The 26,590-nt window shown below is 41.5% G+C and carries 30 protein-coding genes; all 30 read right to left on the reverse strand.

Annotated features, from left to right (window positions below; translation table 11 throughout):
• Positions 1 to 3,240: a PAS domain S-box protein gene (locus NT175_01105; protein ID MCX6233311.1), complete on the reverse strand. Its 3,240-nt coding sequence runs from the start codon at positions 3,238 to 3,240 to the stop codon at positions 1 to 3.
• Positions 3,209 to 3,691, reverse strand: coding sequence for a chemotaxis protein CheD (locus tag NT175_01110; protein MCX6233312.1), 483 nt, complete (start codon positions 3,689 to 3,691; stop codon positions 3,209 to 3,211). Before NT175_01110 ends, NT175_01105 begins: the two co-directional genes overlap by 32 nt.
• A 6-nt stretch (positions 3,692 to 3,697) precedes the next feature.
• Positions 3,698 to 4,219, reverse strand: coding sequence for a HAMP domain-containing protein (locus tag NT175_01115; protein MCX6233313.1), 522 nt, complete (start codon positions 4,217 to 4,219; stop codon positions 3,698 to 3,700).
• A gap of 49 nt (positions 4,220 to 4,268) precedes the next feature.
• Complete coding sequence (locus NT175_01120; protein ID MCX6233314.1) at positions 4,269 to 4,673, reverse strand: STAS/SEC14 domain-containing protein; 405 nt, start codon at positions 4,671 to 4,673, stop codon at positions 4,269 to 4,271.
• A gap of 171 nt (positions 4,674 to 4,844) precedes the next feature.
• Complete coding sequence (locus NT175_01125; GenBank protein ID MCX6233315.1) at positions 4,845 to 5,483, reverse strand: hypothetical protein; 639 nt, start codon at positions 5,481 to 5,483, stop codon at positions 4,845 to 4,847.
• Between the two features lie 41 nt (positions 5,484 to 5,524).
• Positions 5,525 to 5,797 carry a hypothetical protein gene (locus tag NT175_01130; GenBank protein ID MCX6233316.1) on the reverse strand — a complete coding sequence of 91 codons (273 nt, stop codon included), beginning with the start codon at positions 5,795 to 5,797 and terminating at the stop codon, positions 5,525 to 5,527.
• A gap of 30 nt (positions 5,798 to 5,827) precedes the next feature.
• Positions 5,828 to 6,172: a gas vesicle protein K gene (locus tag NT175_01135; protein ID MCX6233317.1), complete on the reverse strand. Its 345-nt coding sequence runs from the start codon at positions 6,170 to 6,172 to the stop codon at positions 5,828 to 5,830.
• An 8-nt stretch (positions 6,173 to 6,180) separates the two neighbouring features.
• Positions 6,181 to 6,936, reverse strand: coding sequence for a GvpL/GvpF family gas vesicle protein (locus tag NT175_01140; protein MCX6233318.1), 756 nt, complete (start codon positions 6,934 to 6,936; stop codon positions 6,181 to 6,183).
• 2 nt (positions 6,937 to 6,938) lie between these two features.
• Positions 6,939 to 7,142, reverse strand: a complete 204-nt coding sequence (locus tag NT175_01145; protein ID MCX6233319.1) for a gas vesicle protein — start codon at positions 7,140 to 7,142, stop codon at positions 6,939 to 6,941.
• The gene (locus tag NT175_01150; GenBank protein ID MCX6233320.1) at positions 7,142 to 7,936 is read right to left on the reverse strand and encodes a GvpL/GvpF family gas vesicle protein; all 795 of its coding nucleotides are present in this window, start codon (positions 7,934 to 7,936) and stop codon (positions 7,142 to 7,144) included. The genes NT175_01145 and NT175_01150 overlap by 1 nt, the downstream gene beginning before the upstream one ends.
• 26 nt (positions 7,937 to 7,962) lie before the next feature.
• Positions 7,963 to 8,235: a gas vesicle protein gene (locus NT175_01155; protein ID MCX6233321.1), complete on the reverse strand. Its 273-nt coding sequence runs from the start codon at positions 8,233 to 8,235 to the stop codon at positions 7,963 to 7,965.
• Between the two features lie 45 nt (positions 8,236 to 8,280).
• Complete coding sequence (locus tag NT175_01160; GenBank protein ID MCX6233322.1) at positions 8,281 to 8,517, reverse strand: gas vesicle protein GvpG; 237 nt, start codon at positions 8,515 to 8,517, stop codon at positions 8,281 to 8,283.
• Between the two features lies 1 nt (position 8,518).
• Positions 8,519 to 9,301: a GvpL/GvpF family gas vesicle protein gene (locus tag NT175_01165; protein ID MCX6233323.1), complete on the reverse strand. Its 783-nt coding sequence runs from the start codon at positions 9,299 to 9,301 to the stop codon at positions 8,519 to 8,521.
• Positions 9,302 to 9,324: 23 nt separating this feature from the next.
• Positions 9,325 to 10,098, reverse strand: coding sequence for a GvpL/GvpF family gas vesicle protein (locus tag NT175_01170; GenBank protein ID MCX6233324.1), 774 nt, complete (start codon positions 10,096 to 10,098; stop codon positions 9,325 to 9,327).
• A gap of 1 nt (position 10,099) precedes the next feature.
• A complete protein-coding gene (locus NT175_01175; GenBank protein ID MCX6233325.1) occupies positions 10,100 to 11,140 on the reverse strand; it encodes a GvpL/GvpF family gas vesicle protein in 1,041 nt (346 codons plus the stop codon).
• A 44-nt stretch (positions 11,141 to 11,184) separates the two neighbouring features.
• The gene (locus NT175_01180; GenBank protein MCX6233326.1) at positions 11,185 to 13,344 is read right to left on the reverse strand and encodes a CDC48 family AAA ATPase; all 2,160 of its coding nucleotides are present in this window, start codon (positions 13,342 to 13,344) and stop codon (positions 11,185 to 11,187) included.
• A gap of 169 nt (positions 13,345 to 13,513) precedes the next feature.
• Positions 13,514 to 14,458 (reverse strand): ArsA family ATPase, encoded by a 945-nt coding sequence (locus NT175_01185; GenBank protein MCX6233327.1) that lies wholly within the window; start codon positions 14,456 to 14,458, stop codon positions 13,514 to 13,516.
• 4 nt (positions 14,459 to 14,462) lie between these two features.
• Positions 14,463 to 14,987: an Hsp20/alpha crystallin family protein gene (locus NT175_01190; GenBank protein ID MCX6233328.1), complete on the reverse strand. Its 525-nt coding sequence runs from the start codon at positions 14,985 to 14,987 to the stop codon at positions 14,463 to 14,465.
• 121 nt (positions 14,988 to 15,108) lie between these two features.
• A complete protein-coding gene (locus NT175_01195; protein MCX6233329.1) occupies positions 15,109 to 15,564 on the reverse strand; it encodes a hypothetical protein in 456 nt (151 codons plus the stop codon).
• A gap of 105 nt (positions 15,565 to 15,669) precedes the next feature.
• Entirely contained in the window at positions 15,670 to 15,969 is a 300-nt protein-coding gene (locus NT175_01200; protein MCX6233330.1) for a gas vesicle protein, read from the reverse strand.
• Positions 15,970 to 15,990: 21 nt separating this feature from the next.
• On the reverse strand, positions 15,991 to 16,305 hold the full coding sequence (locus NT175_01205; GenBank protein ID MCX6233331.1) for a hypothetical protein: 315 nt from the start codon (positions 16,303 to 16,305) through the stop codon (positions 15,991 to 15,993).
• A 41-nt stretch (positions 16,306 to 16,346) separates the two neighbouring features.
• Positions 16,347 to 17,273: a gas vesicle protein GvpN gene (gene gvpN / locus NT175_01210; GenBank protein MCX6233332.1), complete on the reverse strand. Its 927-nt coding sequence runs from the start codon at positions 17,271 to 17,273 to the stop codon at positions 16,347 to 16,349.
• Entirely contained in the window at positions 17,263 to 17,487 is a 225-nt protein-coding gene (locus NT175_01215; GenBank protein MCX6233333.1) for a hypothetical protein, read from the reverse strand. The genes gvpN and NT175_01215 overlap by 11 nt, the downstream gene beginning before the upstream one ends.
• Positions 17,488 to 17,524: 37 nt before the next feature.
• Positions 17,525 to 17,878, reverse strand: a complete 354-nt coding sequence (locus NT175_01220) for a hypothetical protein (GenBank protein ID MCX6233334.1) — start codon at positions 17,876 to 17,878, stop codon at positions 17,525 to 17,527.
• Between the two features lie 19 nt (positions 17,879 to 17,897).
• Positions 17,898 to 18,212 carry a hypothetical protein gene (locus NT175_01225; protein ID MCX6233335.1) on the reverse strand — a complete coding sequence of 105 codons (315 nt, stop codon included), beginning with the start codon at positions 18,210 to 18,212 and terminating at the stop codon, positions 17,898 to 17,900.
• Positions 18,213 to 18,247: 35 nt separating this feature from the next.
• Positions 18,248 to 19,375: a hypothetical protein gene (locus tag NT175_01230; GenBank protein MCX6233336.1), complete on the reverse strand. Its 1,128-nt coding sequence runs from the start codon at positions 19,373 to 19,375 to the stop codon at positions 18,248 to 18,250.
• 60 nt (positions 19,376 to 19,435) lie between these two features.
• Complete coding sequence (locus NT175_01235) at positions 19,436 to 20,044, reverse strand: hypothetical protein (GenBank protein ID MCX6233337.1); 609 nt, start codon at positions 20,042 to 20,044, stop codon at positions 19,436 to 19,438.
• A 123-nt stretch (positions 20,045 to 20,167) separates the two neighbouring features.
• Positions 20,168 to 20,374: a gas vesicle structural protein GvpA gene (gene gvpA / locus NT175_01240; protein MCX6233338.1), complete on the reverse strand. Its 207-nt coding sequence runs from the start codon at positions 20,372 to 20,374 to the stop codon at positions 20,168 to 20,170.
• A 258-nt stretch (positions 20,375 to 20,632) separates the two neighbouring features.
• Positions 20,633 to 22,069, reverse strand: a complete 1,437-nt coding sequence (locus NT175_01245; protein ID MCX6233339.1) for a sigma-54 dependent transcriptional regulator — start codon at positions 22,067 to 22,069, stop codon at positions 20,633 to 20,635.
• 44 nt (positions 22,070 to 22,113) lie between these two features.
• Positions 22,114 to 26,589 (reverse strand): PAS domain S-box protein, encoded by a 4,476-nt coding sequence (locus NT175_01250; GenBank protein MCX6233340.1) that lies wholly within the window; start codon positions 26,587 to 26,589, stop codon positions 22,114 to 22,116.
• Position 26,590 lies beyond the last annotated feature (1 nt).

Here is a 26,590-nt window from a genome sequence, read left to right on the forward strand (position 1 = left end):
TTATTCCTCCAATTTGTTAATAGTCTGATTTGTTTTCTCCTCTTTCAATTTATACGGCAACAGAATCGTAAATTTTGCGCCTTTCCCCTCGCCTTCGCTTTCAGCCGACATTTTGCCTCCGTGTGTTTCAATAATGCCAAGGCTGGTGGCAAGGCCTAGTCCGGTACCTTCGTCTTCTTTCCATCCGGAAATGAATGGCTGAAATAATTTTGTCATCTGTTCTTTGCTTATACCGATGCCAGTGTCATGAATTTCGATGCGTAGTTGGATTTCATTTTCCTTTTCAACAGTGATTGTCAGGTTGCCTTTTTCGCGCATAGCCTGCCGTGCATTGCGGATAAGATTAACAAAGACGGAGAGCAGAGCGACCTTGTTGCCGGTAATTTCAGTGTTGGTTGGCAAATTAAAATTCAACGCCACCTCAATAGCGCTCATGTCATATTGATAATTTACATTATCAACTGCCTCCCGGATTAAATCGGGCAGATTAACGGCATCTTCTTTCTTACCGATGGTTCTGCTATAGCTAAGCAGATTACTTAAAATGGTTTTGCATCGTCTGGCGCTCTGCAATACTGTTTCAAGCTGACCTTTATACGGCGACGGCTGTTCATCAATCCGGCGAAGCATGAGTTGGGTTCTGCCGATAATGATCGCGAGGGGATTATTAATTTCATGAGCTACATCTGCCACGAGCCGCCCCATTACCGCCAGTTTTTCAGAGGTCAGCAATTTTCCCTGCATTTCTTTCTGAATTGAAATATCCACTATTATGGTACCCATATGCCTGAGGTTTCCCTCGACATCGCGGATAGAGAATATTGTTTGAGCAACAGGAATGCTTGTGCCATCAATGCGTTTCAGTGTATGTTCACCATCCCATACTCCGTCCCTGATGGCGGTGGGGATCCATTCATCAGTTACGTGTTTCAAGTTTGTTTGCTCAATAAAATCAGTGATGTTTTTGTCCAATATCTCATCAGGTTTAGTAGCCCCGAGCATTTTTATTCCGCCCGGATTTATATAGATGAGCTTTCCATTCATGTCAGCAAGCGCTACAAAACCATTATACGTTTCAATGATGGCTAATTGATCGAGGATTTTTCCCTCCGCTTCTCTTTCTTTAGTCAAATCGCGGAAGATAAGCACAACTCCGGTTACATTGAAATTCTGGTCAAATATCGGCGAAGCGCTATCGCCAATTGGGTGTTCGGTGCCATCACGGGCAATCAACAGGGTATGATTCGCCATTCCCACGACACTGCCTTCATTCAAGACACGAACTACAGGGTTATCAACCTTGCAGCGGGTCTCCTCATTGACAATGCAAAGCACATCTTCAAGTAGTTTGCCGTGCGCTTCCGACTCGCTCCACCCGGTCAGTTTCTCTGCAACCGGATTCATCATCAATACGCAACCGTTGAGATTCAGTGATATAACTGCATCGCCAATGCTATAAAGCGTGGTTCTCATCTCCGACTCACTTAGGGCAAGCATATCCTGTATCCGCTTACGTTCGGTGATGTCGGTGAAAAAACCCACATTGCACTTATGTCCTTCTATGACCACTGATATACCGCTGATGTTAGCGTAAAACAAGGTGCCGTCTTTACGCAGGCACGGAAGGTCGGGCGCCAACGTCTTTTCGCCACGCGCTTGGGCCTCGAACTCGGCCAGCACGTGCTCCAACGACTCTTTTGGATGAATGTCCGCCACGCCCATCCCAATTAATTCTTCCTCAGTGTATCCAAACATCCGGCATATAGCCGGGTTGGCATAGCGGAATTGCTTCATTTGCAAGTCGGCCACGAGTATTCCCTCTGCGGCGCCTGTGAACAGCGCCTTATACCTGGCTTCTGTTTCTCGCAGCGCATCTTCCGCCTGCTTGCGCTCGGTTATATCGATTGTATAACCAGCAAGCAAATTTTTACCTTCATGAAAAATCGGGGATTTGATAGATGTATAATTACGACCATTTAAATTCTCTTCCAATTTAAGTATCTTACCAGAAGAAACTACTGCCCAGTCATCGGCTGTAATTTTTGCAGCAAATTCAGCGGGGAACAATTCATCCATAGTCTTGCCAACCATTTCGGAACCAAGAACACCAGTTAAGTCCACAAAATTTTCGCTAGCCATAATTACTCTGCTTTCATTAGGGGTCACTTCTTTAATGTAGGTATAAATTGGTGAATGCTTTATAAACGTTGAAAGTAACTTCTCGCTCTCCCGTAGTGCTTCTTCTGCCTGTTTGCGTTCGACAACCCTCCCCAATCTTTCGGCGATCGCATTGATCAGATTTCTCTCTTCCCTTAAGAACGGCCCTTCGTCCCTGATGGGTCGCTCTTCGAGGTAGCACAGCTCAATCATGCCGACAGGCTGTCCATCCACCTTAAGGTCGGCGGACTGCCGCCAGTCAGTTTTACGGAAATTTCCTGTTTGATATTGTCGCCCTTTAAAAATAATGCGGATGCAGGCGATTTCAGGATGGGCCCATGCATTCGGCATAACATCAGCGCTGCCCTGTAATATCTTCTCCAGGCTGTCATCTTTCTCAATCAAGTCAGCGATGACGTAGAGGCAGTTCAATTCTTTGACACGTTCCCGCAATACCTCTTCAGCCAGTTTGCGCCCTGTGATATCTTCAAAGCTTTCTATTCCACCAATTATATTATCATTTATATCTTTTAGGATATCTACATTTTTAGAAATAAAAATTCTTCTTCCTGATTTATGTATTATGGAACATTCTTTTGCATTGATAGGTTTTTGTGTTAGTGAATCGAAAAGCCCACATTTTGAACGGCAGGGTTCTTCAGCAAAAGCAGCGCATGATTTCCCGATCATTTCTTCCTGCGAAAAGCCTGTAATTTGTGTAGCCTTAATATTCCAGCTTGTAATCCGTTTTTCGTTATCAACAGTGAATATAGCGCTTGGGGTTACTTTATATATTAATTCAGCAAATTCTTTTGATTCTTTCAATGCCTCCCCTTTTTTATCCATATCTTCCATAATGTTCAGATAGGCATTCCTGGCCATCTCTAATTCTTCTTTGCTCTTCTGCAAATCCTCGATGATGTTCAGGCTCGCCTGCTGAGCCTCCTCCAAATCCTTTACCATTCTACGGACAGATTCGTCAGACCCGGCTGCCTGCCCCGGTTTAATCGGGGGTTGGGCAGGGATTATAGAGTTTCTATTCAATGACTCATTATTCATATTGCAACAGCCTTTCTTCTTCATTTCCTTCGATATAAAATATACATCCTCTTTCAAGATTGAGAGAAACAGATCTCCTCTGGGTGCCCCCTAAAACGCTAGCCCTTATTCTGATGCCTTTTTCTCCCAAAAGGTTAACCACCGACTTGATGTTGTCTTCACAAACAGTATCATCATTCCTTTGGAGCACATTTCCTCCCCCAACCAAGCATACCTCAAGATCATTCTTATTCACTCCCAGGCAAGCCATCTGGTCTATCATCGCATCTATGGCATCAGCCGCGTATCTTGTTCTGTGGGGATAGTCTTCTTTTGGTGACCTTCCCGGGAGCATAACGTGTACTATTGCACCTACCTTTTTCCCTGAATCATAGGCGGTAATGGCAATGCACGAACCGATCGCGTTCGCTCTCAAGACTGCATTTTCTCTGCCCGCCTTAACCTGCCCTGTTTCTACATCAATTACCTGATTCATCCCTTCTTATATTTCACCCTTTATCTTTTTTGGTGCCTCATACTTCCAAGGCTGTCCTGATTTTTCAAGGAGAGAGTTTACCTCTCCCTTTAGTGCGATCATTTGCAGTTCCCTGCCCACCATAAGTCTATTAGCCCGCTCCAAATCACCTACTTTACTCATTAATGCATCCTGTGAAGCCCGCAATCCCTGTTCTTTCGCCATTAACTGTTGGTTAGCAGCCCTTAGTTGTTGTTCTTTTGCTGTTAACTGTTGGTTAGCGGCAACCAGGTGTTGTTCGCTTGCTCTTAACTGCTGGTTGGCGGCTTTCAGTTGTTGTTCGCTTGCTCTTAGCTGCTGGTTTGCAGCTTGTATTTCCTCAGTCTTTTCCTTAATATCATCAATCATCATATTAAAACCTATAGCCAGTGAATCGATGTCATCATTTTTGTCTGAAAGTTCAAGCTGAACAGAATAATCTCCTCTTGCTACTTTTATAACTGTCTCAATGATTTCATTTATACGGTCTTTTTCTAGTGTTTTATCCATACATTTATCCTTTTTGAATTTTATCAGTTCTGATTATTGGTATTATTCCTTATTCCTTCAGCCAGGCCAGTGCTTCTTCCTTCGTCTTGAAAAAACGCATATCTTTATTTTTAGAAATCCCCATAACAAATGACGCAATCACTCTTGCAACCGGATGCAATCCAAATAAAGCAATCTTTGCTGTTTTTTCGTGTTCACTCAATTCTTTCCATATCTTTCTTGCTTCCGGTGATTGTTTTCCTGCTTTGTTAACGTCTACAAGCAAACTTACTTTTCCTTCAACCATATTTATAAATTTTAAATAAACCTTTTTACACGCAATTACTTTTTCCTCATCACATTCGCCAACATCGGTAAAATAAAGCATATCATCCTCACCAAGATACCATCTGCTTTCCCCTACCCAGAATTCTCTTTCGCTAATTTGTTTAACTTCTACTTGTTTTTGTTCCATTTTTTCCTCCTTTATTTTTTATTGTGACAAGGATTCTTCTTTGGGGTCATCATGCACCTCCATTAACTTGAGTAATTCCTAATAGAAAAATAGTTACATCAAATCTCCTCATTGCTTTTTTAATTTCCCGAATCGTAATCTAAAGCAAGCATGACGCATACTTTTCCTGCATCATTTTTTAATCATATATTGAGCAAGTTGTTCAAGTTGTAATGTTTTAATTTTAGAATCAGATTGCATTGCTTTTTGATATTTTCGGATTTTTGCAATTTCCTTCAATTCGATCACAGTAATATCTTTGGGCAGTCTTTTCATGATATTGTGATAAGCCCCGATAAAAAGAATTCCGGTTTCGTTCTGGCCCAACGTTTCGGCTATCCTGCCGGCAATAAATTTATCCCTCCTGATTAAAAATATTGGTTTCAAAACTTTATACCTGAGCAGTAGAAAGAGTTTCTTAATATTGGTTCTTGATTTTAAGATAGATTGAAGTCCATCGTATTCATCTTTCACCATTTTGAAATCTTCAGTCTTGACAAGTATTGCTCCCCGATCGATAAGTTTTGAAACTATTTCAGAATTTTTGCTCCCCGATTTGATGCCTGCGTTAATAATTTTCATTGCCATTTCCCCGTCAACAAACATTCCATCCTGATATATTTTTATCCCCTTAATATATATATCAATGTTTTCAAAATAGGATTCAATTGCATCCCAATAGCCATTTACAGTATCGGTATGCTTTTGCCATTTACTTTCTCCGAGTCCGGAAACACTTTTGCTCTTAAGTTCTTTCCCCAGAGAGCCCATGTCGGCGCTTGAATGAATGATGGGAACATATATTAGGGTCCTCATTGTGAAAGGCATTTAGCTTTGATTATCAATTCTGCTGTTTTTTTATGCAAATGCGCAATCATGCGGCAATATTTGCAATCTTGTTTTTGATCATCGTACTGCGGACAATCAATAAGGCAAGCCACCTTATCCGATAATTCTTCGGCATATTTTGCCTTGATGCAAACAGATGCTCCATGATTGATTTTTTGTTTTATTACATTCATGGCAGTAAAACTATCCTGATGGATTTTACACTGAATCGCTGAAGTATCATTTTGATTGTACATGTGGTTTTTATTAGTTTGTGAATAGGTTCTTTACATTAAATCGCCCAATGGACCGAGATTGATGTTTAAATCCCTGTCGGTGAGGTTAAAGTGTTTTTTCAGTTCTTCCATTTTCATCTCCAGCTTCATGAGGGTTTCTCCCAATCGTTCGATTTCAGCTTCCGTTAATGATCCGCCGTCGACTCTTCGCATGGCCTGCTTTTCAACCAGTTTCCGGATGAGTTCCACCAGGGTGAGAACCAGTTTTGCCAGCCCTGAATCTGCATTGTCGGGGCTGAGCTTTAGCCTGGATTCTTCGTTGCTTGTCAGTTTTCCAATCTCCTCCGAAAGTTCCTCAAGCGAACCCGAAGTAAATAGTATCTTATCTTCACTCATGGCTCATTTTACTTTACCGTGAAATCCACAAAATTGTACGGCGGCCAGGGGCCGGTCAACACAAAGTTAAGCCCGCTATAGTGGTCTTGTAAATCTTCAACCGCCTGTATCAATTCACCTTTCTTATCCTTTTCAAGTAAAAAAACCGCATCGATTATGGTTGTTGCGGTTGCCATTTTTTTGAATTTATTGACCGCGTTCAATCGGGCAAGGTATTCCGTGATCTCTGCAATAACCGAATCAACATAGGTCAACAGCAATTCCTCAAGCCTGTGCTCTTTAAGTTTTTTATTCACGTAATCCACGTACACTGAATTTTTGATTTCCGGGGCAGGTTGGGCGGGTGTTTTGGTATCGGCCTCTGATTTTGCCCTCAGTTCTGCCTTTAATTTTTCGGAATCGCAGAAAACCTTTAGTCCGAATTCAACCTTGTTTTCAACTTTCAGAAGGTTGTGTTGAATTTTATTATAGTTTCTTTCGAGCATTTTTTTAATCGCGTCGGTTGATTCCATAAGGGAACCATATTGCATGGGAAGAAGCGTAAATTGTTGCGCCAGGTTTTCGATCACCCCGGCATACTCAATGGCATTTGTTTTATCTGCAATTAAATCAGCTCTTTTGATATCGCTGACTACTGCTGAAATTTCATCAAAGGAAACACCGTATAAGGCCGCCCCAGTAATACCCTTCATATCAACCAACAGCGTATTTAACTTTTCATGATTACTTTTTACGGATAATATGGCATAAATCATCTTATCCATGTCTATACAATTACTGAATTTCCGGACCTCAATTGCTCCATGGTTTCAACCGAGCTCAGCATTAATTTCACGCCCACATATACCAGGTCGATATCTGCTACAGAAATTACAATATCCCCGGTTAGTATTACTCCTTTGTTCAATACCCTGTCGAGTAATTCAAGGATGGTAATATCCTTAGATCTGTCAACTACATTTTCATACATTACTGTTTTTCTTTAATGGAGATAAAACTAAATGGCGGCCAGGGGCCGGTTGTTTCAATAATAAAGCCGGAATTCCCATCCTTTTTTCTCAGTGTGTCAACTGTACCATTAAAATCAGCCACTTTGTTTTTACTTACAAGAAAGGTGGCATTGAGGATCATGGTATCCACTCTTCCGGTAAATTCCTTCGGGAGCAGGTTATTGAGGCAAGTTGATTCGCTTAGATTTTTAAAATCATTATAATATTTCTGTCCGTAGATCTTACAAAGCCGGTCCATTTCATTTTCGATCAGGTCGGTTTTTTTTCTTTTCAGAAGAAAAGCTTTTCCGGGCGAACTTGCCATGATCTGCTTTTCCAGCGCAGCGGCTTCCTCGCTCAATTCATCAATTTGTTCGCTCAGCGCTTTACGGTCGCAATAAATTTTCACCGCCCATTCTTCCTTCCCTTCGATATTATGGAGATTCTCGGTCAATGAATCGGAATAATCCTCTATAAATTTTTTCAAACTATCTTCAGATTGATAGATGGTGCCAAATTTAAATGGGATCACCGCACTGTTTTCCATGATCTTGCTTATGACATTGATGTGATCTCTTACGCTTGGTTCTACCCATGAAATATCTGATAAGTTTTTTTTCAGATTTTCCTCCGAAAAATCGCTTTCTGAAACATATTTTATGGTTGCATAAAAACCCGTGGCCTTAAGGTATTTCAAATCCCCGAACCCGGCAGCCTGACCGGGTTGGGGTAAATTACCTGTAATACAATACACGTATATTAAATCCTTTTTCATCACTTGATAATGGCGACAATCATAAATTACTGATTATTATTTCCCGTTTCTTCAAAAGATGTAATTCTTTGAAATGATGTAATTTCAAGGTTATCATCCAGGTGTACCGAATAATAAAGCCGTACCTGTTTTGGTGGTAAATTCATTGACTTGAGGAATGAATCATCTTCATAAACTTCTGCCACGGCTTCCCAGATTTCGTTCACCTTTTCGAGTTTTATGACCGTTACTTCATAGCTGTTGATGCTCTCTTTAAGGAACTCTAAAACAGCGTTTTTTACTTCAATTATTTTACTCATAAATCAATCTCCATTAATTATTGTTTAAAACTATTTTAACCTACCTTACTTGTTTTGTTTTTCTTCTCTGATATTTTCCAGTAATTTCAACAATTCATCTTCTCTTTTATCGTATTCTTCTTCATCAATTTCATCCATTTCAAACTTCAACTGCAATGCCATCAACCTTTCTTTAATGGCGCCTTCATCCGACATTTCTTTCTCGATCACCTCATTGATTTTTTTTCCGATGAAAATAACTCCTTTTAAAGGCGCAAGCAATATATCATCGATCAGAAACATGTTAAACTCCTATCGTTTTGATGACCAGATTAACAAAATTGTAGGGGGGCAACGTCCCTACGTATTTGAACGTCATAAAGCGTCCATATTTTTTATCCAAATCATCCACAGCCTTGTCAAACCTAGGTTCGGCGCTGTTTTTAATAAGGAATGCGGCGTTGAGTATCATCAGTTCTCCGTAGTTATTATTTATCTTCACATCGTCCGCAAGTGGATTTAAAACATCAAGAATAATATTTTTATAATTTTCCGTCTCCATTTTAAGCGCTTCGGCTACCATTTCGCCGATTTTCATGCGCTGGTAGTGGGTTTTATCCGCAGGCAGGTTCATCAGTTTTCCCCGCAGCGTCCTGATATCTTCGTATTTTTCCACGATGCTTTCGTACATCGGTGCTTCATGGGCAAGTACTTTGAGCCCCAATTCTTTTTTGCCCTCCATCTTACTAAGCAGGTCGTCGAATTTTTTATAATCCTTTTCGAGGATTCTCAGAATCCCGGCGTCGTCGTTATGTCCGGAGATGGTCGAAAAGCGAACCGGAAGAACTGTAAATTGTTTCATCACCTCTTCGAGCACGGTTTGATGAGCGATCATGTTTACCCTTCGTGCTTCATATTGAATGATGGGCGAATTACTAACTATGGCGCTGATATCTTTAAAATTGATCCCAAAAACCCTGTCGGCGCGTTTTCCGATTCCTATCGGGCCATAGTCTATCGGGCCGGTATGCCTGATGATCCCATAAATGTATTTGCCTTCTTTCGGTATTTCCAGTTCGTTGCTCATAAATGCCTTTCAGTCTGTTAGTTTTATAATTCCCATTTTTCAGGAAAAATTTTCAGGTCGATAAAATTAAAGATCGGCAATGGGGCTGTATATACAAAGTCGCTCCGATCCTGGTATCTGGCGCCAATGTCGGCCATGATGTTATCGAATTCGACCTCCCTCGCGCTGTTCACCAGAAAGGCTGTATTCATAAACATGGCGTCGTTGCTTTTTTTATTGTGTTTAAACTCGAACACCGATTTCCGGAAAGCATCGATTATTTTTTCGGCTTCATCCTCTTTCTTCTGAATTAATGCATGTTCGACCAATTTTCCGGCTTCATCAATTTTCGCGTTTTTCTTTTCCTTATCATCAAGTTTCTCTATTTCAGCTCTGATTTTTTGCAGTTCAGCATGCTCCTTGTCGATCTCTTTGTAAATCATTCCCATATTTTTCCAGGTGCCCCTTACATTGAACTCCACTTTATTTTCGAACTGTTTGAGCAATTCCATAAATTCGCTGTATCGCCGGTTGAGCAGGTTTCTTATCTCATCGGGAGTTGCCGCTATGGTACCAAACCTGATGGGAAGTACGCTTCTGTATTCCTTCATCACTTCTTCAATCACTTTCTGATGAGTAAGAATATTTTCGGGATTAACCACAAACCTGCTGAGCGGATGATCGCTCACCACCATACATAATCCATCGAAACCGATGGTGGTGACAAGATCGCCGCGTCCGCCTATTCCTATCGGTCCCAAATTGAAGTCGTAATTCGAGGCAATGATGCAGTAAATATATTTTCCGTCTCTCTGCATGCTATTCCTTTATTTTTACCAAAATTAAATTTTCGATTACTTTTTCTTTAGCTAAAGAGATGTTTTCCTCTTTCGAGGATTGCTTTACTGCCGCTGAATAATCAAGCAGTGTGTGATAGGCATTATTGATTCTGTTGAAGTTTTCTTTGTCACCATGGTCCAGACATGCATCGGGATGGAATTCTTTTGCTTTTTCCAGGTATGCCTTTTTAATTTCATCTTCCGAAACTTCTTCTTTCAGGCCAAGCTCGTTCTTAGCCTGCTCCACCAGTCCGGGATTTAACTCTTTCACTTCGATGGTATAAAAACTATAACACGGCAGCGGACCTACCAATTTGAAATTCAGTGCACCCTCATATTCTTTATCAAGTTGGTCAATTGACTTTTCAAATATTTCATTATTGTTTCTTTTTAGAAGAAATGCCGTATTGGTAACCATCTGGTCATTCATCACCTCATGTGTTTTTATATCGAAGCTGAATGGTGACAATGAACTCAGGATTTTCTTTTCAACTTCATTTTTCTTTTCATCCAGTTTATCTTTTACCAATATCCCCACTTTAATTTGTTCAACTTGTGTAAGGAGGTCCCCTTTTTTAAGCATCTCATCTTTCATCGCTTTAATTTCGGGATGGTCAGCTATATCTTTAAGGATTCCGGAAAAATCATTCCAGGTTACCACCAAATCAATTTCTGTCAGGTTTTCAATTTTTTTCAGAGTGTCGATAATTAAGTCATAGCCGTTTTCAAGTATTTTGGAAACCTCTTTTTTAGAGGTCACAATTGTTCCGAGCCGCATGGGGATGATCATAGAAAATCCTTTCCCCATGAGATTTTCAATAGCTTCCTGATGATGAACAAGAAGGTGTGCCAGCGATTCCCTATCAAAATAATCCAGGTGTGTACTCTCCCCTTCTGAAACGACGGCAGAAATGTTCTGAAAAGATATGGGATAAATCCCTGAATTATCCAAGGATCGAAATTGATCAGCACCGTAAAAATTCGGAATGATCCCATATATGTATATTCCTTTTGCTGGCATGGTTGATTAATTTATGGGTTTATGGGTTGATAGGTTAATGGGTTTCATTTCTTCATTGCGTTTTGTTTTAGTACTAATTGAATCGCTTCTTCAAAATGGTTTTCCAGAATGTTGATATCCCCGGTACTTTCAGAGGGCATCCCGCGTTTTTTATCAATCAATTCGCGTATGGCAAGCATGGCCGCTTTCCGGCAAATAAATTCGATATCGGAACCTGTCAGGCTTTCTGATTTCATAGCCAGACTATTCAGGTTTACTTTTTTACCGAGGGGTTTATTTCTGGTGTGGATTTCGAATATTTTTTTCCTGGTTTTTAAATCGGGCACCGGCAATTCGAATATCAGATCGAACCTGCCACTTCGTAACAATGCAGGGTCAATTAAATCGATCCTGTTGGTTGCGGCAAGTACTATCACTCCTTTCATGTCTTCAATGCCGTCCATTTCTGCAAGGAATTGGCCAATCACCCTTTCGATCACACCAGAACCGGAACTGTCGCTATTACGCTTGGGGGTAAGGCTGTCTATTTCATCAAGAAACAAGATGGACGGGGCTGTCTGTTTTGCTAATTTAAAGAGTTCTCTCACTCCTTTTTCTGATTCCCCGATGTAACGGCTCAAGATCTGCGGACCTTTTACGGAAATAAAATTGACACCGCTCTCGTTTGCCAGAGCTTTTGCCAGGTAGGTTTTGCCTGTACCGGGTTTCCCGTGAAGAATAATGCCTTTGGGAGGCTTGGTATCGGCCTTTTTGAACAGGTCGGCATATTTTAAAGGCCATTCCACTGTTTCTTTCAATGCTTCTTTTATTTCATCAAGTCCTCCTACATCGTCCCATTTAACATCGGGCACTTCCACAAATACTTCCCTGATTGCCGAAGGTTCCACCTCTTTCATTGCATCCAGAAAATTATCCATGGTCACTTCTAATTGCATTAAGAGTTCATAAGGAATTTCAGCCATCTGGAAATCGACTTGGGGAAGTATTTTTCTCAGCGCGGTCATGGCTGCTTCCCGTGCTAAAGCTTCCAGATCAGCGCCCACGAAGCCGTGTGTGATTTCGGCCAGCTTTTCCATATCGACATCCAATGACAGGGGCATACCTCTGGTGTGGATGTGAAGGATTTCCAGCCTGCCCTTTTTATCGGGAATAGAAATGGAAATTTCGCGGTCGAACCGTCCCGGCCTTCTCAGCGCCGGATCGATGGAATTGGGTATGTTTGTTGCCCCGATCACAATAACCTTCCCCCTCGATTCCAATCCGTCCATCAGCGATAGCAGTTGGGCTACAACACGCTTTTCCACCTGCTTTTCACCGCCCATGTCCTCCCTCTTGGGTGCAATGGCATCAATTTCATCAATAAAAATGATGGAGGGTGCATGTGCCTGAGCCTCCTCAAACAATTTTCGTATCCGCCCTTCGCTTTCCCCGTAGAATTTACCCATGATCTCGGGACCGGAGATGTTGATAAAATAAGCATCCGTTTCATTGGCCACCGCCCTTACAATAAGCGTTTTCCCGGTTCCTGGAGGGCCGTAAAGAAAAACTCCTTTGGGTGGCTGAACTCCAAGACGCTCGAAAATCTCAGGGTATTTTAACGGAAGTTCAATCATTTCCCTGATTCGTTGAACCTGGTTACCAAGTCCTCCAATATCTTCGTAAGAAACTTTACTTTTGCGTTCCCCGTCCTGCTTGGCTAATTCAAGTTGAAAGGTCGTATTTGGATGTATCAGCACCACGCCTTCCGGATTGGTGCCGGTTACAGTATAATCCACTGATCGGGATCCAAATAGGATGGCTTTCACTTTATCACCTTTTGTCACTGGCAGGCCATTTATCAAAGAACCAATGTATTTCGCGTCATCGGCCTTGAAAAGAGAACCAGAGTGTGCATCGGGCTTAAGCTTTATTTTTATGGCCTGCCGGCAGGTGGTTTTAATAATCTTCACTTTTTCGTCGATGCCTGCCTGGGCATTTTCCCTGGTGATCCCGTCGATCTGAATGATGCTCTTATCCCTGTCTTCGGGATAACATGGCATGATTTTGACAGGTGTGGCACGCTTGCCTTCAATCACGATCACATCGCCCGACTCCAGCCCGATATCCTTCATATCTTTCGGATCGATCCTGGCAATAGCCCTTCCCACATCTTTTACTAAGGCTTCCTTTACCCGCAGTACTATTTCGTCTTTGATTTTGGTCATTGCTTTGTGGTTTAGTGGTTGATAGGTTTATAGGTTGATAAGTTGATTAGTTTATATGTTAATTGGTTGATTGGTTTCTGACAAATATCCTTTACCAGTTTTCTTGCCGTTTGCCAAACTTCCAGATTTTCAAATGAATATTTCATAAACCTTTCAACTTATCAACTTATCAACGATCTACGCTAAAAAGACACATCCTCAGTAGATTCAATGCTTCCAGCCCTTTAATCTCTTCAGGAAACACCGGCACCGTTACCATATTTAAATCCTTAAAAGTATCGCCTATCTGCTGTATGTATTTCAGTTGACCAGCCTTTCTTCTTTTACAAAAATCACATCCTTCCGATACCATTACATTGTTCACGATGATCTGCCGTGCAAATATTTCAGATCTGCTGAGGTCCGAAAGTAACCTGCCGGTTTCCATAATAGCCATCGACTCGGGGATACATACCGGTATAAATTCACATTTGGTATTATCCCGTAACATATTTTCGATTCTTTTTACCGTTTTTTTCAAGCTCAGCAAAAAAGCATCCACCTCATCCTGCTGATAGGTGCCTGAAAAACTGGTGATCATAAAGCGGTATTTCCACCTCATTCTGGCAGCAACCTTTATCCATTCATCCAATAATTTAGGAGATGAAATCAGTCGCAATGCATGCCCTGTTGGCGCCGTATCGACAATATATTTATCATATTCGCCCTCTTCTATAAAATCAATGATGGTTTTAAAGCTCATTACCTCATCGATACCGGGAATAGATAAAGCCAGCATCTCATCGATGTCTTCATTATCAAGATTTGTGGAAGTTTCAAGAAGCTTTTTCAGTACGTTTAGATGTTCTTTCTTAAACTCTGAAAGCGCTTTGTCGGCAACAATCTCAATAGCGGTTAAGTTTTCTGAGCCGGCAACTTCCTGAACTTTAAAGCCAATCTGTTGTTCGAGGCAATCCGACACGGAATGCGCCGGATCGGTGGATATGAGCAGGGTTTTGAAATTTTCAGACAACGCTAAGGCCGTGGCGATGGCACAACTGGTTTTTCCAACACCACCTTTCCCGCCGAAAATGATGAGTTTAAGGGCGTTGTTTTCTAAACCTGCCAGTGCCATCACATTATTTTTTTATCCTGATCTCAAGGATTCCATTGGTGAATTTGTGTCGTAGATTTTGCTTGCTGACTTTTACCGGGAGCAGCATTTCCTTTCGATAACTCCTGTTTTTACTTTTAGCTGAAACTTCAAGGATGTCTTCCTTCAGGTCGATTTTAAGGTCAGTTTCTTCAATACCCGGCATTTCGGCAATGATCACGATCTCATTCTTTTCATCAAAAATATCGGTAATAGGCTCTCTTTCTTCATCCACTTTAGGCCCTTCCGGAGTTTTTTTGATGTTACCGAAAGTCTCAACTTTTGGCGAACCTCCAACTGCCGTTGTGATGGTGAAGCCATAAACTCCTTTCATGCCTTTTTTGAGGTGATCAAGATTGATCTCGCCTTCCTTACTGATTCCACCACTTTCCTCGAGTTTTCCGGCAAGGTCAATTAATTTTTCGATGCCTTTGAACAGGCCGCCAAGCCCGAAAAGGTCAAAATCAGCACTCTGATTTTTCCCATTACTTTTGTTTTCTTTTTCGTCCATGTCTTATAGATTAAAGCATTAAATTATTTTAAACCTTATTTCTTATCATTTAACTTAAAATCTTAATAATCCCATTTCGCCAAGCATTTAATCCTTTTAAATGACGGATAGGGCTTATAACTTAAAAGTCACTTTTTGACGAATATAATTGATAATATAAATCAGCATTTTCCACTTTAATAATACCCCGGGCTATAAGTTCAGTATGTTGAGTATTTAATAAATCAGTTGCCTGCAAACCAGTCTCAGAACAAAATATCTGGATATAAGTATTTACATCATTTTCAGAACCAGGGGCATAAATATTAATAAAATCATTAATAGTAGTAGTTGAATCTGTCCAAACAGACCTCCCTGTTATCTTTAAATTCAGATCATGCAACAAAGCAGCATATCCTGCTTCTAACGTATTGAATACCCTAAATTCGCCGGTTTTAAAACATTTTAAATTTCCGGGATTATTATTAAGTAAAGTTAATGATTTATTATTTAAAGTATTAGACAAATCAGGGCTTATAATCTCAGGATTTTCCAGTCTTAAAAGATCTGTTTCAAATTCTGATGATTTATTATCCATATTAATATTGTTTCCACTAGTTCGGGGTGTCCCATTCCATGTAAATAAAAATATCAGTATAAATAATAATCTGTTCATGTTTTTATGATTATTCCATAATCATGATTAAGCCGAATTAATTTTTGCTTCCAGTTGTTCAAGGCGCTTGTTTAGTACATCTTGTTTTTCGTTCAGTTCCTTCTCGCGTGCTTTCGTCGAGAGGTAGGTATCCTCCTGCCACCAATTGATGCCCATCTCCATGGCTTTGTCGACCGAAGCGATCAGCAGCCTGATTTTTATGGTCAGTAAATCAATATCAGCTATTTGTATCTTAATATCACCTGCAATAACGATCCCTTTGTCGAGCACTCTTTCGAGGATATCGGCGAGGCCGGTCGCTTGAATTGAATGAGTAGGTATAGCCATAGTGTATTATTTTTTGTATATTCAGTAGTCTATCGACAAAGTTTTAAATTCCGTTTTCTCCTCATCGCTATTCTTTTTCTTGAATTTTTTCTGTTTAGGATTCAGGACTTGTCCGGTTTTTTCTTCAAAAAACTCCTGAATATCCTTCAGCCGGCTTTGAATGATCTCAAGCCGCATAAGTATCCTTGACTGTTCATTGCGCAGTCTAGTTCTTTCCTTTTCAAACATGTATTGTTTGATGAAATCGCAATCCTGCTTTTCAGGAAGAGCGCTTTTGCAGACGGCGCCCGATGTTTTCACACTGTGGAATCCTTTAATTGGAGGAACGTTTGGCATAATATTTTTTTATTGAGTGATTAAACCATTGTTTTAAGCTATCAGCAATTTTGTTCGATCAGTTCATTAACAATTATTCTTACTTTTTCCTGATTGGTTTTTGAGCCAACCCGGCTGGTTTCGGAAGTGAGAATGTCCTGGCAGATTAATCTAAACATTTCGTTATTTTTAGAAGGTGTTGAATTTAAAGTTGCCAGTGTTTTAGCAATCATGATGGAACCGCGAATAGTCGGGTCAAATTCTGTTTTCCCCGATTCACGCAAACCCCTTACAATCTTCACAATTTTTTCAGCATCTTCCAGTGAAAGGTTAGATTTTGCCCTGGTAATCTGTAATTCGGTTTCATAGTCGAAATGGTCGAGGTCCATGGTCACCATCCTGTCGCGCAGGGCATCCTGGGTTCGGTTAACGCCGGCATATTCCTCAGGGTTCGAAGTAAAGATGGCGTGAAAATCGGGATGCACTTTCATATAATAATCCTCTTCTTTTCCTGCTGAAGTGGTCATCATTCTTTCCTGAAGGATGGGTAACAGGATGTTATTTGCTTCGGCGCGCGAGCGGGTAAATTCGTCATAAATAAGTGTGAAACCATTTTTAACAGCGATCGTTAAGCGATTGTTCACCCATTTCTTTTCCATGTCCTCCTCAAGTTTATGAACAGAATGGATAAACCTGTCGTCTAATTTTCTGAATCTATAACCCGATTCGCTGCCAACGAGATCGGAAGTTTTATACTCTGCATCGCCATGAATGACGACCACCGGCCTGCCAATTTTACTTGCCAGGTGCATGGCAATGGTTGTTTTTCCGGTTCCCGACGGACCCCTGAAATGCACAGGGAAACCTGCTTTTATATAATTAAGACCACGGTTAGTGATGCCTTTAATGTACTTTGTCTCAACAAAATTGGCCATTTGTTTTGGTTCAAGTACAGTATTTGTTTCATTGTTGCTTATTTTATTCTGCATAATTTTTTTCTTTATTATTTGAATAAAACTCCTGAAATTCAGTTTTGGGCAATTGTTCCATTGCATTTTTCCAGATGGTTCTGGCCTCTTCAATATCCTGTATTATCATTTCCCTTTTATTCACGAATTCTTCCTTGCGGGTGTGATGCTTCCCCATTGCTTCCAATCGTTTAAGCAAACCTTTCCTAATATTGTTTACGGCATTGTTCATCATAGCTTTACTCTTTTCTTATCTACTAAAAAAGAAAAATCTAATACCCCAGAGTATAACCATAACCGGAAGAAGAATTACCCCAACCCTTATTGCTTTTCGTTTTGCCCTTGCAAAGTGGACAGGGATAGCCATCGATTGATTTTCCTGTTCCCTTGCACTGGGTACAAACTGTATTGCTCTCCCAGGTATTACTTCCTTTCCCCTTGCATACCGGGCACGGGCTTCTGACTCCCAGCGGATTTTTACCTGTACCCGAACAATAAGCACAAACTACTGCAGGTTCCTCCACTTCAACCTGTCCTGTTTTTGAGCAAACCCGACAGCCCTCAGATGGATAATAGAAATCCTTCCCCGTTCCTTTACAATATGCACATGTGATTATTTTATTCATGACCTATGTCGAATATGAATTATGAATTGAATCCCGTGCCCTTGCAACGGGTACAGGGTAAGCCATCGCTTGCCTTTCCTGTTCCCTTGCACCGGTCACAAATAGTATCGCTCTCGCAGTAATTACTTCCTTTCCCCCGGCATACTATGCACGGGACTCTGGCTCCCAACGGATTTTTACCTGTGCCCGAACAAAAAACACAGGCTACTGCCGGTTCCTCCACTTCAACCTGTCCTGTTCCTAAGCAAACCTGACAGCCAGATATCGCAGAGAGTAAATCGTAGGGATCCTTTCCTGTTCCATTACAATACGCACATCCGATTTCTTTTGTCATGATTTTCTTTATTATAAAAGAACATCACTCATCTGTTATTTTTCCAGCTTGGGTTTTGGGTAGTAAAAGTTTTCAACCTTTAGTACTTTCCCATCATCCAATAGCTGTTTAGCAACATACCCAATCTTCATCCGGGTTTCACCGAGAGGTTCTTCCATTTCCGAAATTCTTACACCCTTGGGATGCTTGCTGATATAATCCAGTACCTTTTCATCCAGTGTCATGGGCACTACTGGTATAGGTTTAGCTTGCACCGGGGTTTCCTTTACTACTTCAGCCGCGATTTCCTTCTTTACCTCTTTCTTTTCAGCCTTCTTAACTTCTGCCTTAGGCGGCGTAACGGCTGTTTTCCGTAATTGGGCAAGGATGTCCGACATCTTTTTCCACGCGGCTGATGCCCCTTCTCTGTCTTGTGCAAAATCGCCCAGCAATTCGGCAACGGCTTTTTTGAGGTTTTTTACATCATTACGTATCCCTTTCATTACTACATTGAATTCCTCAAACCTTTCTACTTCACCTTTTGCGATCATATCATGGGTGTATGAGAAAATCCTCAAAACCTCTTCGTTTATGCTTTTCATAAGGATACCAAATTCCTTAAGCCTTTCAACTTCGCTTTTTTCGAGCAAATCATGGGTGTATGTAAAAATCTCCGAAATTTCCTCGTTTATGCTTTTCATAAGGGCAACAAATTCTTTAACCCTTTCGACTTCGCTCTTTGCAAGCAAATCATCGGTGTAGGTGAAAATCTCTGAAATCTTCTCGTTGATGCTTTTCATAAGGGCAACAAATTCCTTAAGCCTGGTTTTCTCGTCATTTTCAAGTCTTGATCTTAAGGCTGCTGTCATTTCCTTATGTTCTTTGATCATTTTTTTCATAAGAATATCAGCTTCCTTCAACCTGATTTTTTCGTCCTTGTCAAGGCCTGATCTTAAGGCTGCTGCCATATTCTTATGATCTCTGATCATTTCTTTCATAAGAATATCAGCTTCCTTCAACCGTTTTTGTTCGCCCTTGGCAAGGGATGCTCGTAAGGCTGCTGCCATATCCTGATGGTCCTTCTGGAATCCGTCGAGGGTTTTTTGCACTTCAATTACAAGCTCTTCATTTTCCTTGATCCGTTGTTTGAATGAAGCAAGTATCTCTTCACTCAAATTTTTCATTTCTGATGCTAATCCCATTTTTTTTATCTCCTATGTTTAATGAATATTTGGTTAACTGTGTTAGTTGATTTCTTTAATTATTTGATCTTTAACGGTTTTTATATCTTTTATCAGAATATGGCCTCCTTTTTCAAGCAAGTTTTCAAGGCATTCCATCATTCTGTTATGCATCTTTTGAAAATCCATAAATATCTTCATTACCGTTTCCTTTCTCATTTCCTGTTGTTTTGAGATTTGAGAAAGTTGCTCTTTTACAAGGGTAATTTTTTCACCGGCATTTTGCGCGGCAATATCTTTAAGATCCAGTATGGTTTTTTTTAACGATTGAGCCATTTCTTTCTGGGCTTCAATAAATGAGAGGAACTGATTTCCGGCTTCTTTTTCCTTTTCGTCGAGTGCGCTGAGAATGCCTGCCATCATCGTATTGTAATCTTTTTTACGCAGGGAACCATTTTTTGCCAGGGTTTCGCAAAGCCTGGCATTTAAAATGTCTCTTTCCTTTTTAAGTTCGTTTAAGGAATTATGGACATTATCGAAAAGGAAGTGGGATGATTCCGTAATATCTTCTGATGATTGGAAGGCAGTCTGAATTTTTTGAATTCGGTCCTCGTAGGAAATTATGACATTTTCGAAAAAACGATCCATATCCACTTTCGGGTCGGCCTTCATAATTTAATGTATTTTTTTGTTTTTATTTGGTGAGAAAAAGCGAAATTCCTGGTAAATCATGCTTTCGGGTTTAAAACCTGGAAGGATGTTTTAGCAAGAATAACTGCTTCACTGCAAAATGCCTTATGCGGCTTTAGCAGTTAATCCGATTGCTTCTGCATACTTCAGGTATGTTTCAACAGAGGCAACAACTATCCTTGCTTCAATAGCAAGCAGTTCGATACCAACCAATGAAACTCTTACCCATGCATCAACTACGACACCTTTGTCGAGGATACGGTCGATCACCTCAACGAGGCTGGATGACCCGATGGTTTTTTCTACTGCCATTTTTTTAATCTCCTATATTAGTTTATAAAAACCCGTACTTTACATTTGAGGGACGGTTTACCTCTTTGGCAGTACGGCCTTTGCAAGTCGTGTTCCGAAAACAGTAAAAAATTTTTAAATTGAGAGTGAGCAGGATAAAGGGATGAATCAGAATATTTTACAAAACGATTTTTTTAAAAAAAGTTTTAGTATCGAAAGTGGCAATATCGCATCCAGACCGATTTTTTAGAAATAAACGCACACGTGTGCGGAAATAGGTCACTCTTCGCCTCTGTTAACGGTGATATCGTACTTTTTCATTTTCCGGATGAGGGCATCGCGGGATATTCCAAGAACATCAGCCGCTGCTTTTTGATTGAATCTGCAGCTTTTCAGTGCCTTTCGTATTAGTTCGATTTCATGGGTTTTCAAATTAATCGAACCTGCCATTTGATCCGTTGACGACGTCATTGGGGGCTTTACAGGGAAATCATTTATACTGAGTGAGTTGCCTTTGCAAAGAATAATGGCTCTTTCGGTCATGTTTTTCAGCTCCCTTACATTTCCCGGAAAATCATATTTTTTCAACGAATCGAAAACCTCTCTCGAAATATGGGGATTCGGTTTATTTAATTTTATGGCAAAGTCTTCGGCAAAATGGATTAGCAGGGGCTCGATGTCTTCCGGCCTTTCCCTGAGCGGGGGAATGTGTATATGAAGGGTATTGATCCTGTGAAGAAGGTCAAGCCTGAATTTTTTTCCCTCTACCAGCTTATCGATATCATGATTCGTCGCCGAAATGATCCTGAAGTCGGTGTGAATCTGTCTGGTATCGCCAATCCTGGTAATCACTTTTTCTTCGCTGGCGCGTAAAATTTTTGCCTGTAGAGGCAAAGGCATATCTGCGATTTCGTCCAGAAATAAGGTGCCTCCGTTGCAAACTTCAAAGAAACCCATTTTATCGTTGATGGCGCCGGTAAACGATCCTTTTTTATGGCCAAAAAACTCGCTTTCCAAAAGCGTCTCTGTAATGGCGCTGCTGTTTATGGCACAAAAAATATTGTCTTTCCTCTGGCTTGAATAGTGAATAATTCTGGCAATGTTTTCTTTTCCGGTTCCACTTTCGCCCGTAATCAGTACATTGGCATCGGCGTATTTTGAGGCAGTAATGGCCGACTCGAATACCTCTCTGATCTGGGGGCTGATCCCGATAAACTGCCGGTCAATTTTTTCTTCGAGGCTTTTTGAGATCAGAGAGTTCTTTTCTTCCATCTGCTTCAACCTTCGGTGCATGTGAAGGTATTTTTGGGTACGCTCAATGGCGATCTGAATGTCCATGTGCCTGAAAGGTTTGCGCAGATAATCGAATGCACCAAGTCGCATGGCTTTGATCACCGTTTCCATATCGCCATGCGCCGAAACAATAATAACCTCTATGCCAGGGTGTTGGATTTTCACCTCTTGTAAAATATCCAGGCCATTCATGCCGGGTAAACGCACATCAAGAATCAGGAGGTCAATTTCATGAGCGTTTAAAATTTTTAATCCTTCCTCCCCGGTATTAGCCTCAAAAGCAGCAAATCCCATATTTTGAAGAAATTCATGCAGCTCTTCGGTGAACTGTTTTTCATCATCAATAACCAGGACTTTTAACATTCTCTCGATACTTGAAAACCTGGTTTCTGTTAACTTATTTTTGGCGGAATTATCATTCATCTTCTTGCTGAAATTGTTATTAGTTGAAAAAATTGAGGCAGTTTTTACTTTTTGTCAAGAATTGGTAAAGTAATTAAAATTTTTGTTCCCTTTAATACTTCGCTTTGTATTTCTATATTCCCTTTCATATCCTTAATTATTCCGAACGTAATCGAAAGTCCCAGGCCTGTGCCCATACCAGAATCTTTTGTTGAGTAAAACGGAAGCATAACATTATCGATATCTTCATCTTTTATCCCGATTCCATTATCTTCCACCTTAACTAAAATGTTTTGGTCGTCATTAAATGTCCCTATCTCGATAAACATCGGAAAATCTTCATGAAGATTTTTCTTTTTTTCTTCAAGGGCATCTTTAGCGTTAATGATCAAATTCAGTATCACCTGCTCAAACTTATACGTATTTCCGAGTACTGAAGGTATTTTTTTATCAAGATGAAGGACAAGATCAATTGCCTTATGACGGAGTTGTTGCGCAATCATTGATATGGCATTATTGATGCTATCGTTGATATTGAAGGATGAGATAATATAATCATCCTGACTTCGGGAAAAGACCCTGATATGATCGATAATATTTCCGATCCTGAAAATATTTTCAAATATTTTTTCCGATTTTATCTGGAGGTAATTATTGCTGAGCGAATTATTCTTTGAGGCCTCCAGTAATATATTATCAATAATTATTGAAATGGTGTTGAGTGGTTGGTTGATCTCATGGGCAATACCGGATGCCATTTCTCCAAGGCTTGTCATTCGATCGGCGTGGATCTGTTGTTTTTCGAGCTTCTTGCGTTGTGAAATGTCGCGGACGATGATCATGAATGACATTGGAGTGCCATCCGGCTCCTGAATTAAAGTTGTGCTGATTTCGCTTATAAAAAACGATTGGTTTTTCTTTTTAAGTGTAAGTTCTATGTTTTGTGCCAGTCCTTCATTCTGTGTTTTCTCAATTATTTCTCGTATTTTTATCAGAAGACCAGTTGGAACAAATCTTAAAAAATGTTTTCCTATCACATCGTTTCTGCTATCGGTACCATATAATTCCAAACCAATTTCAGAAACATCGGTAATTCTTCCCTTCAGATCAGTTATTATAATGCCATCGGGTGATGCATTTAGCAGTGTTCTGTATTTCACTTCTGATTTCTTTAATGCCTCTTCGGCATCTTTTCGTTTTGAAATATCCATTTCAAAAACAGCAAGGTATATAACATTCCCATCCTGCCCGAGTACCGGATATACCGAATTCAGGAAAAAACGTCCCGAATGGTTATCTTCAAACCGGACTGGCTGGCCACTTTTCACTGACCGTTCGATCCACTGTCGCCAGTATTGTTTTACCTCCTTTGGGAGATAATTATAAATGTTGATGCCTGTTTGTATGCCGGGTATGATTGTGAAGCGTCTGCAGAATTCATCGTTAGCCGTGAGGATATTTCCTTTCTTATCAATCAGCAAAATAGCTTCCGTGGAAGCGTTCATAATTGCCATGATGTTTCTTTCGCTCTCGCGCAGCGCCTTCTCCGACCGTATCCGTTGAGTGATGTCAAAAAAGATTGTCGCAAATTGATTTGGCTTGGTTCGATAAGCAATCACCTCATAATACTTGTCAAATGTTTTTGAGTAATTTTCGTCATGAAGCGGTTTACCGGTCTTAACTACCTGTGCATATTTTTTAATCCAGGATTTTTCGGCTCCGGGTAAAATTTCAAGAAAAGTTTTGCCAATGACTTGTTCCCTTTTTAAACCTGTAAGCATCTCAAAACTTTCATTTAACTCCAGAAAACGATAATCGACCATTTCTCCTGAGTCATTAAAGATACCTTCATGCATTTCTAAAGCTACCTGCATTTTCGTAATCAGTGTCCTGTATTTCTCTTCGCTTTCCTGTAGCTCCTCCTCTATCTTCTTGCGCACGGTAATATCACCAGTGGTGCCAAATCCGACAATATTTCCGTTATCTTCGGCATGGGCAGAACCCCTGGAAAGCGCCCAGATGATTGTGCCATCGGGCTTAACCAGGCGATATTCAGTATCTATCATCTTTTGCCGTTCACGAAGTTCTGCAAAGAGCTTCTCCTTCACAGCAGCAATGTCATCAGGATGGACATAGGCAAAATATTTCTCAAAGTCAGTACCGATAGTACCTGCAGGCAAACCAAGCAGGCGATCGGCAACCGGTGATATATAGGAACGAACGAACTGCCCCTGGGCATCTACCTCATAGCGCCAGACGATATCGGATATCATTGCGACTGTTTGTTCGTATAGCCTGTAACCGATTTGTATAGTATGCATGGACTGTTGCATTGCTTCTTCCGCCTGCTTGCGCTTGATGGCGTTTGCTACTTGGACAGAAACGTATTCCAATACCTGCTTTTCCCGCTCACCGTATGCTTTCGGATCGGAATAGTGCTGAAGAGCGATTACACCAATGGTCTTATCTCCGGCTTTAAGAGGAACGCCAAGCCAGCACGATGATGGAACACCGACTATTTTTGCTTCTCCGCGGCGGTTCAGTTTTTTGCCAAGGGCCGCATCCCAAAGCAATGCGCGGCCTGTGTGAAGCACATACTCCGTTAAACCTTTGCCCGATTTTCTTGGCAGAGGCGGTTTGTCGATTTCGTCAACAAAATAAGGAAAGTATAACAAATTTTCTTTTTCATCATACAGAGCGACATAAAAATTCTCCGCAGGCATGAGGCCCTTGATGATCAGATGTACCGACTGGTATAGATCATCTAAACTTTTTGCCGTTTCTGGTGCGCGAGCGATTTCATAAATGGCACGCTCAAGAATTTCAGCCTGCCTGCGCTCGGTGATGTCATTGTAGATAGCGACTATCTCACCAGTGGGCAATTTGAAAACCCAACTTTCTCGCCAGCTCCCGGGATCCTTCTCATCTTTGTAAATGTTCTCGGGGTAATACTCCGGTTTCCCGGTTTGCCACACTCTCTGGAATACTTCAAAGACTCCAAACGCTTTCACCCCGGGAAATGCCTCGGAAACACGCTCACCGAGGATGTCTTTCCTGCTGACTTTCTCTATCTTCTCCGCCGCGGGATTGAAATCCCTGAATATGAAATCCCCGCCGTTATCGATGGCTTCATACACAGCAACTCCGCTGCTCATTCGATTGAAGAGCTCCCGGAACCGCACCTCGCTCTGCTGTAACGCCTCCTCCACTCGCTTCCGTTCGGTGATGTCTATCGTCGCAAGAACCACGCCCTTGCTCGCCACTGGAAAGGGCGCCGCGCTGACGCTGGTCCAAATCGTCTGGCCGCTTTCGGTTATCACCCCGATTTCGACATCGTGAACGGGTTGCTGTTCCTGAAAAGCCCTTATGCTCGCATATTCCTCCGGAGGCATCGACGTCCCATCGGGGCGAATATATCGCCGGCTTTGATACTTGTCCTTGAGTAAATCGTCCCTCGAAATGGCCAATATCTTTTCGAGCGCCGGGTTCGCGTAAATCATTTTGCGGTTCTGATCCAAAAGAGAGACGCCGATCGGCAATTGATCGAACAGAACTCTGAGTTTTTCTTCGCTCTCCCGCAGCGCCTCCTCCGCCCGTTTATATTTATCAATATTCTGAAATGTCCCAGCAAGTTTTACTATTTTACCGCCGCTGTAAACGGCCTTTCCAAGCGACCGCACCCAAATCTTATCTTTGCTGCCTGAAGGAATGAAAAGGGATTCAAGATCGTAAGGTTCGCCCGTTTCCGCAGCTTTCTTCAATACTTCCTCTACAGCCGGCCTGGATTCGGGCGCATAGAAATTCAAAGCTTCTTCCAGCTTTGGCTTATATCCCGGCTCGACTCCGTGGATCCGACCGACCTCTTCCGTCCATAAGACCTCCTTGGTCGAGAGGTCAAGCTCCCAACCTCCGACTTTGGCCATTTCTCCGGTATCCCTTAAAAGCTGAGAACTTTTCTTCAGCGCTTCCTCCGCCAGCTTACGGTCGGTGATGTCGCTGAGAAAGTCCAGGGTGGCCGGCCTGCCTTGCCACTCTATCAAGATGGCATTGATCTCCACCCACCGGATACTTCCATTTTTGGCCGTCAACCTGAACGAATATCTATATTGAGAAACATCGTCCTTGAACCGCCCCAGAAGGCGCTGTCCCATCATATCCCGGTCTTCAGGGTGAATGAATTCGGAAAAAGGTCTTGAAGTGAGTTCCTGCACCGAATAGCCGGTTATCTCACTTGTCATGCGATTGACGAACTTGAACATGCCGTCCTGGACAACGACGATGGCTTCGTTAGCGTTTTCCCCCATCGTGCGGTATCTCGCCTCGGGGGCTTTCAGCCCCTCCTGCGCACGTCGTAACTCCTCGTTCTGCATCTCCAGCTCAATCTGATGCACCCGCAGCTCGTGGAGCATCTGCCGGGTTTCTTCGGGCGACAGGGTCTGCATATCTTCCGACGACTGGGCCGCTTTTTCCCGGGCTATCTCTTCCGCCCGCCGGCGCAAATCGTCTGCCTGTTTGGTACCGGTTTTTTTTGTTTTAGTCATA

The organism is Bacteroidota bacterium, from assembly GCA_026391695.1.
Classification (GTDB): Bacteria; Bacteroidota; Bacteroidia; order Bacteroidales; family JAGONC01; genus JAPLDP01.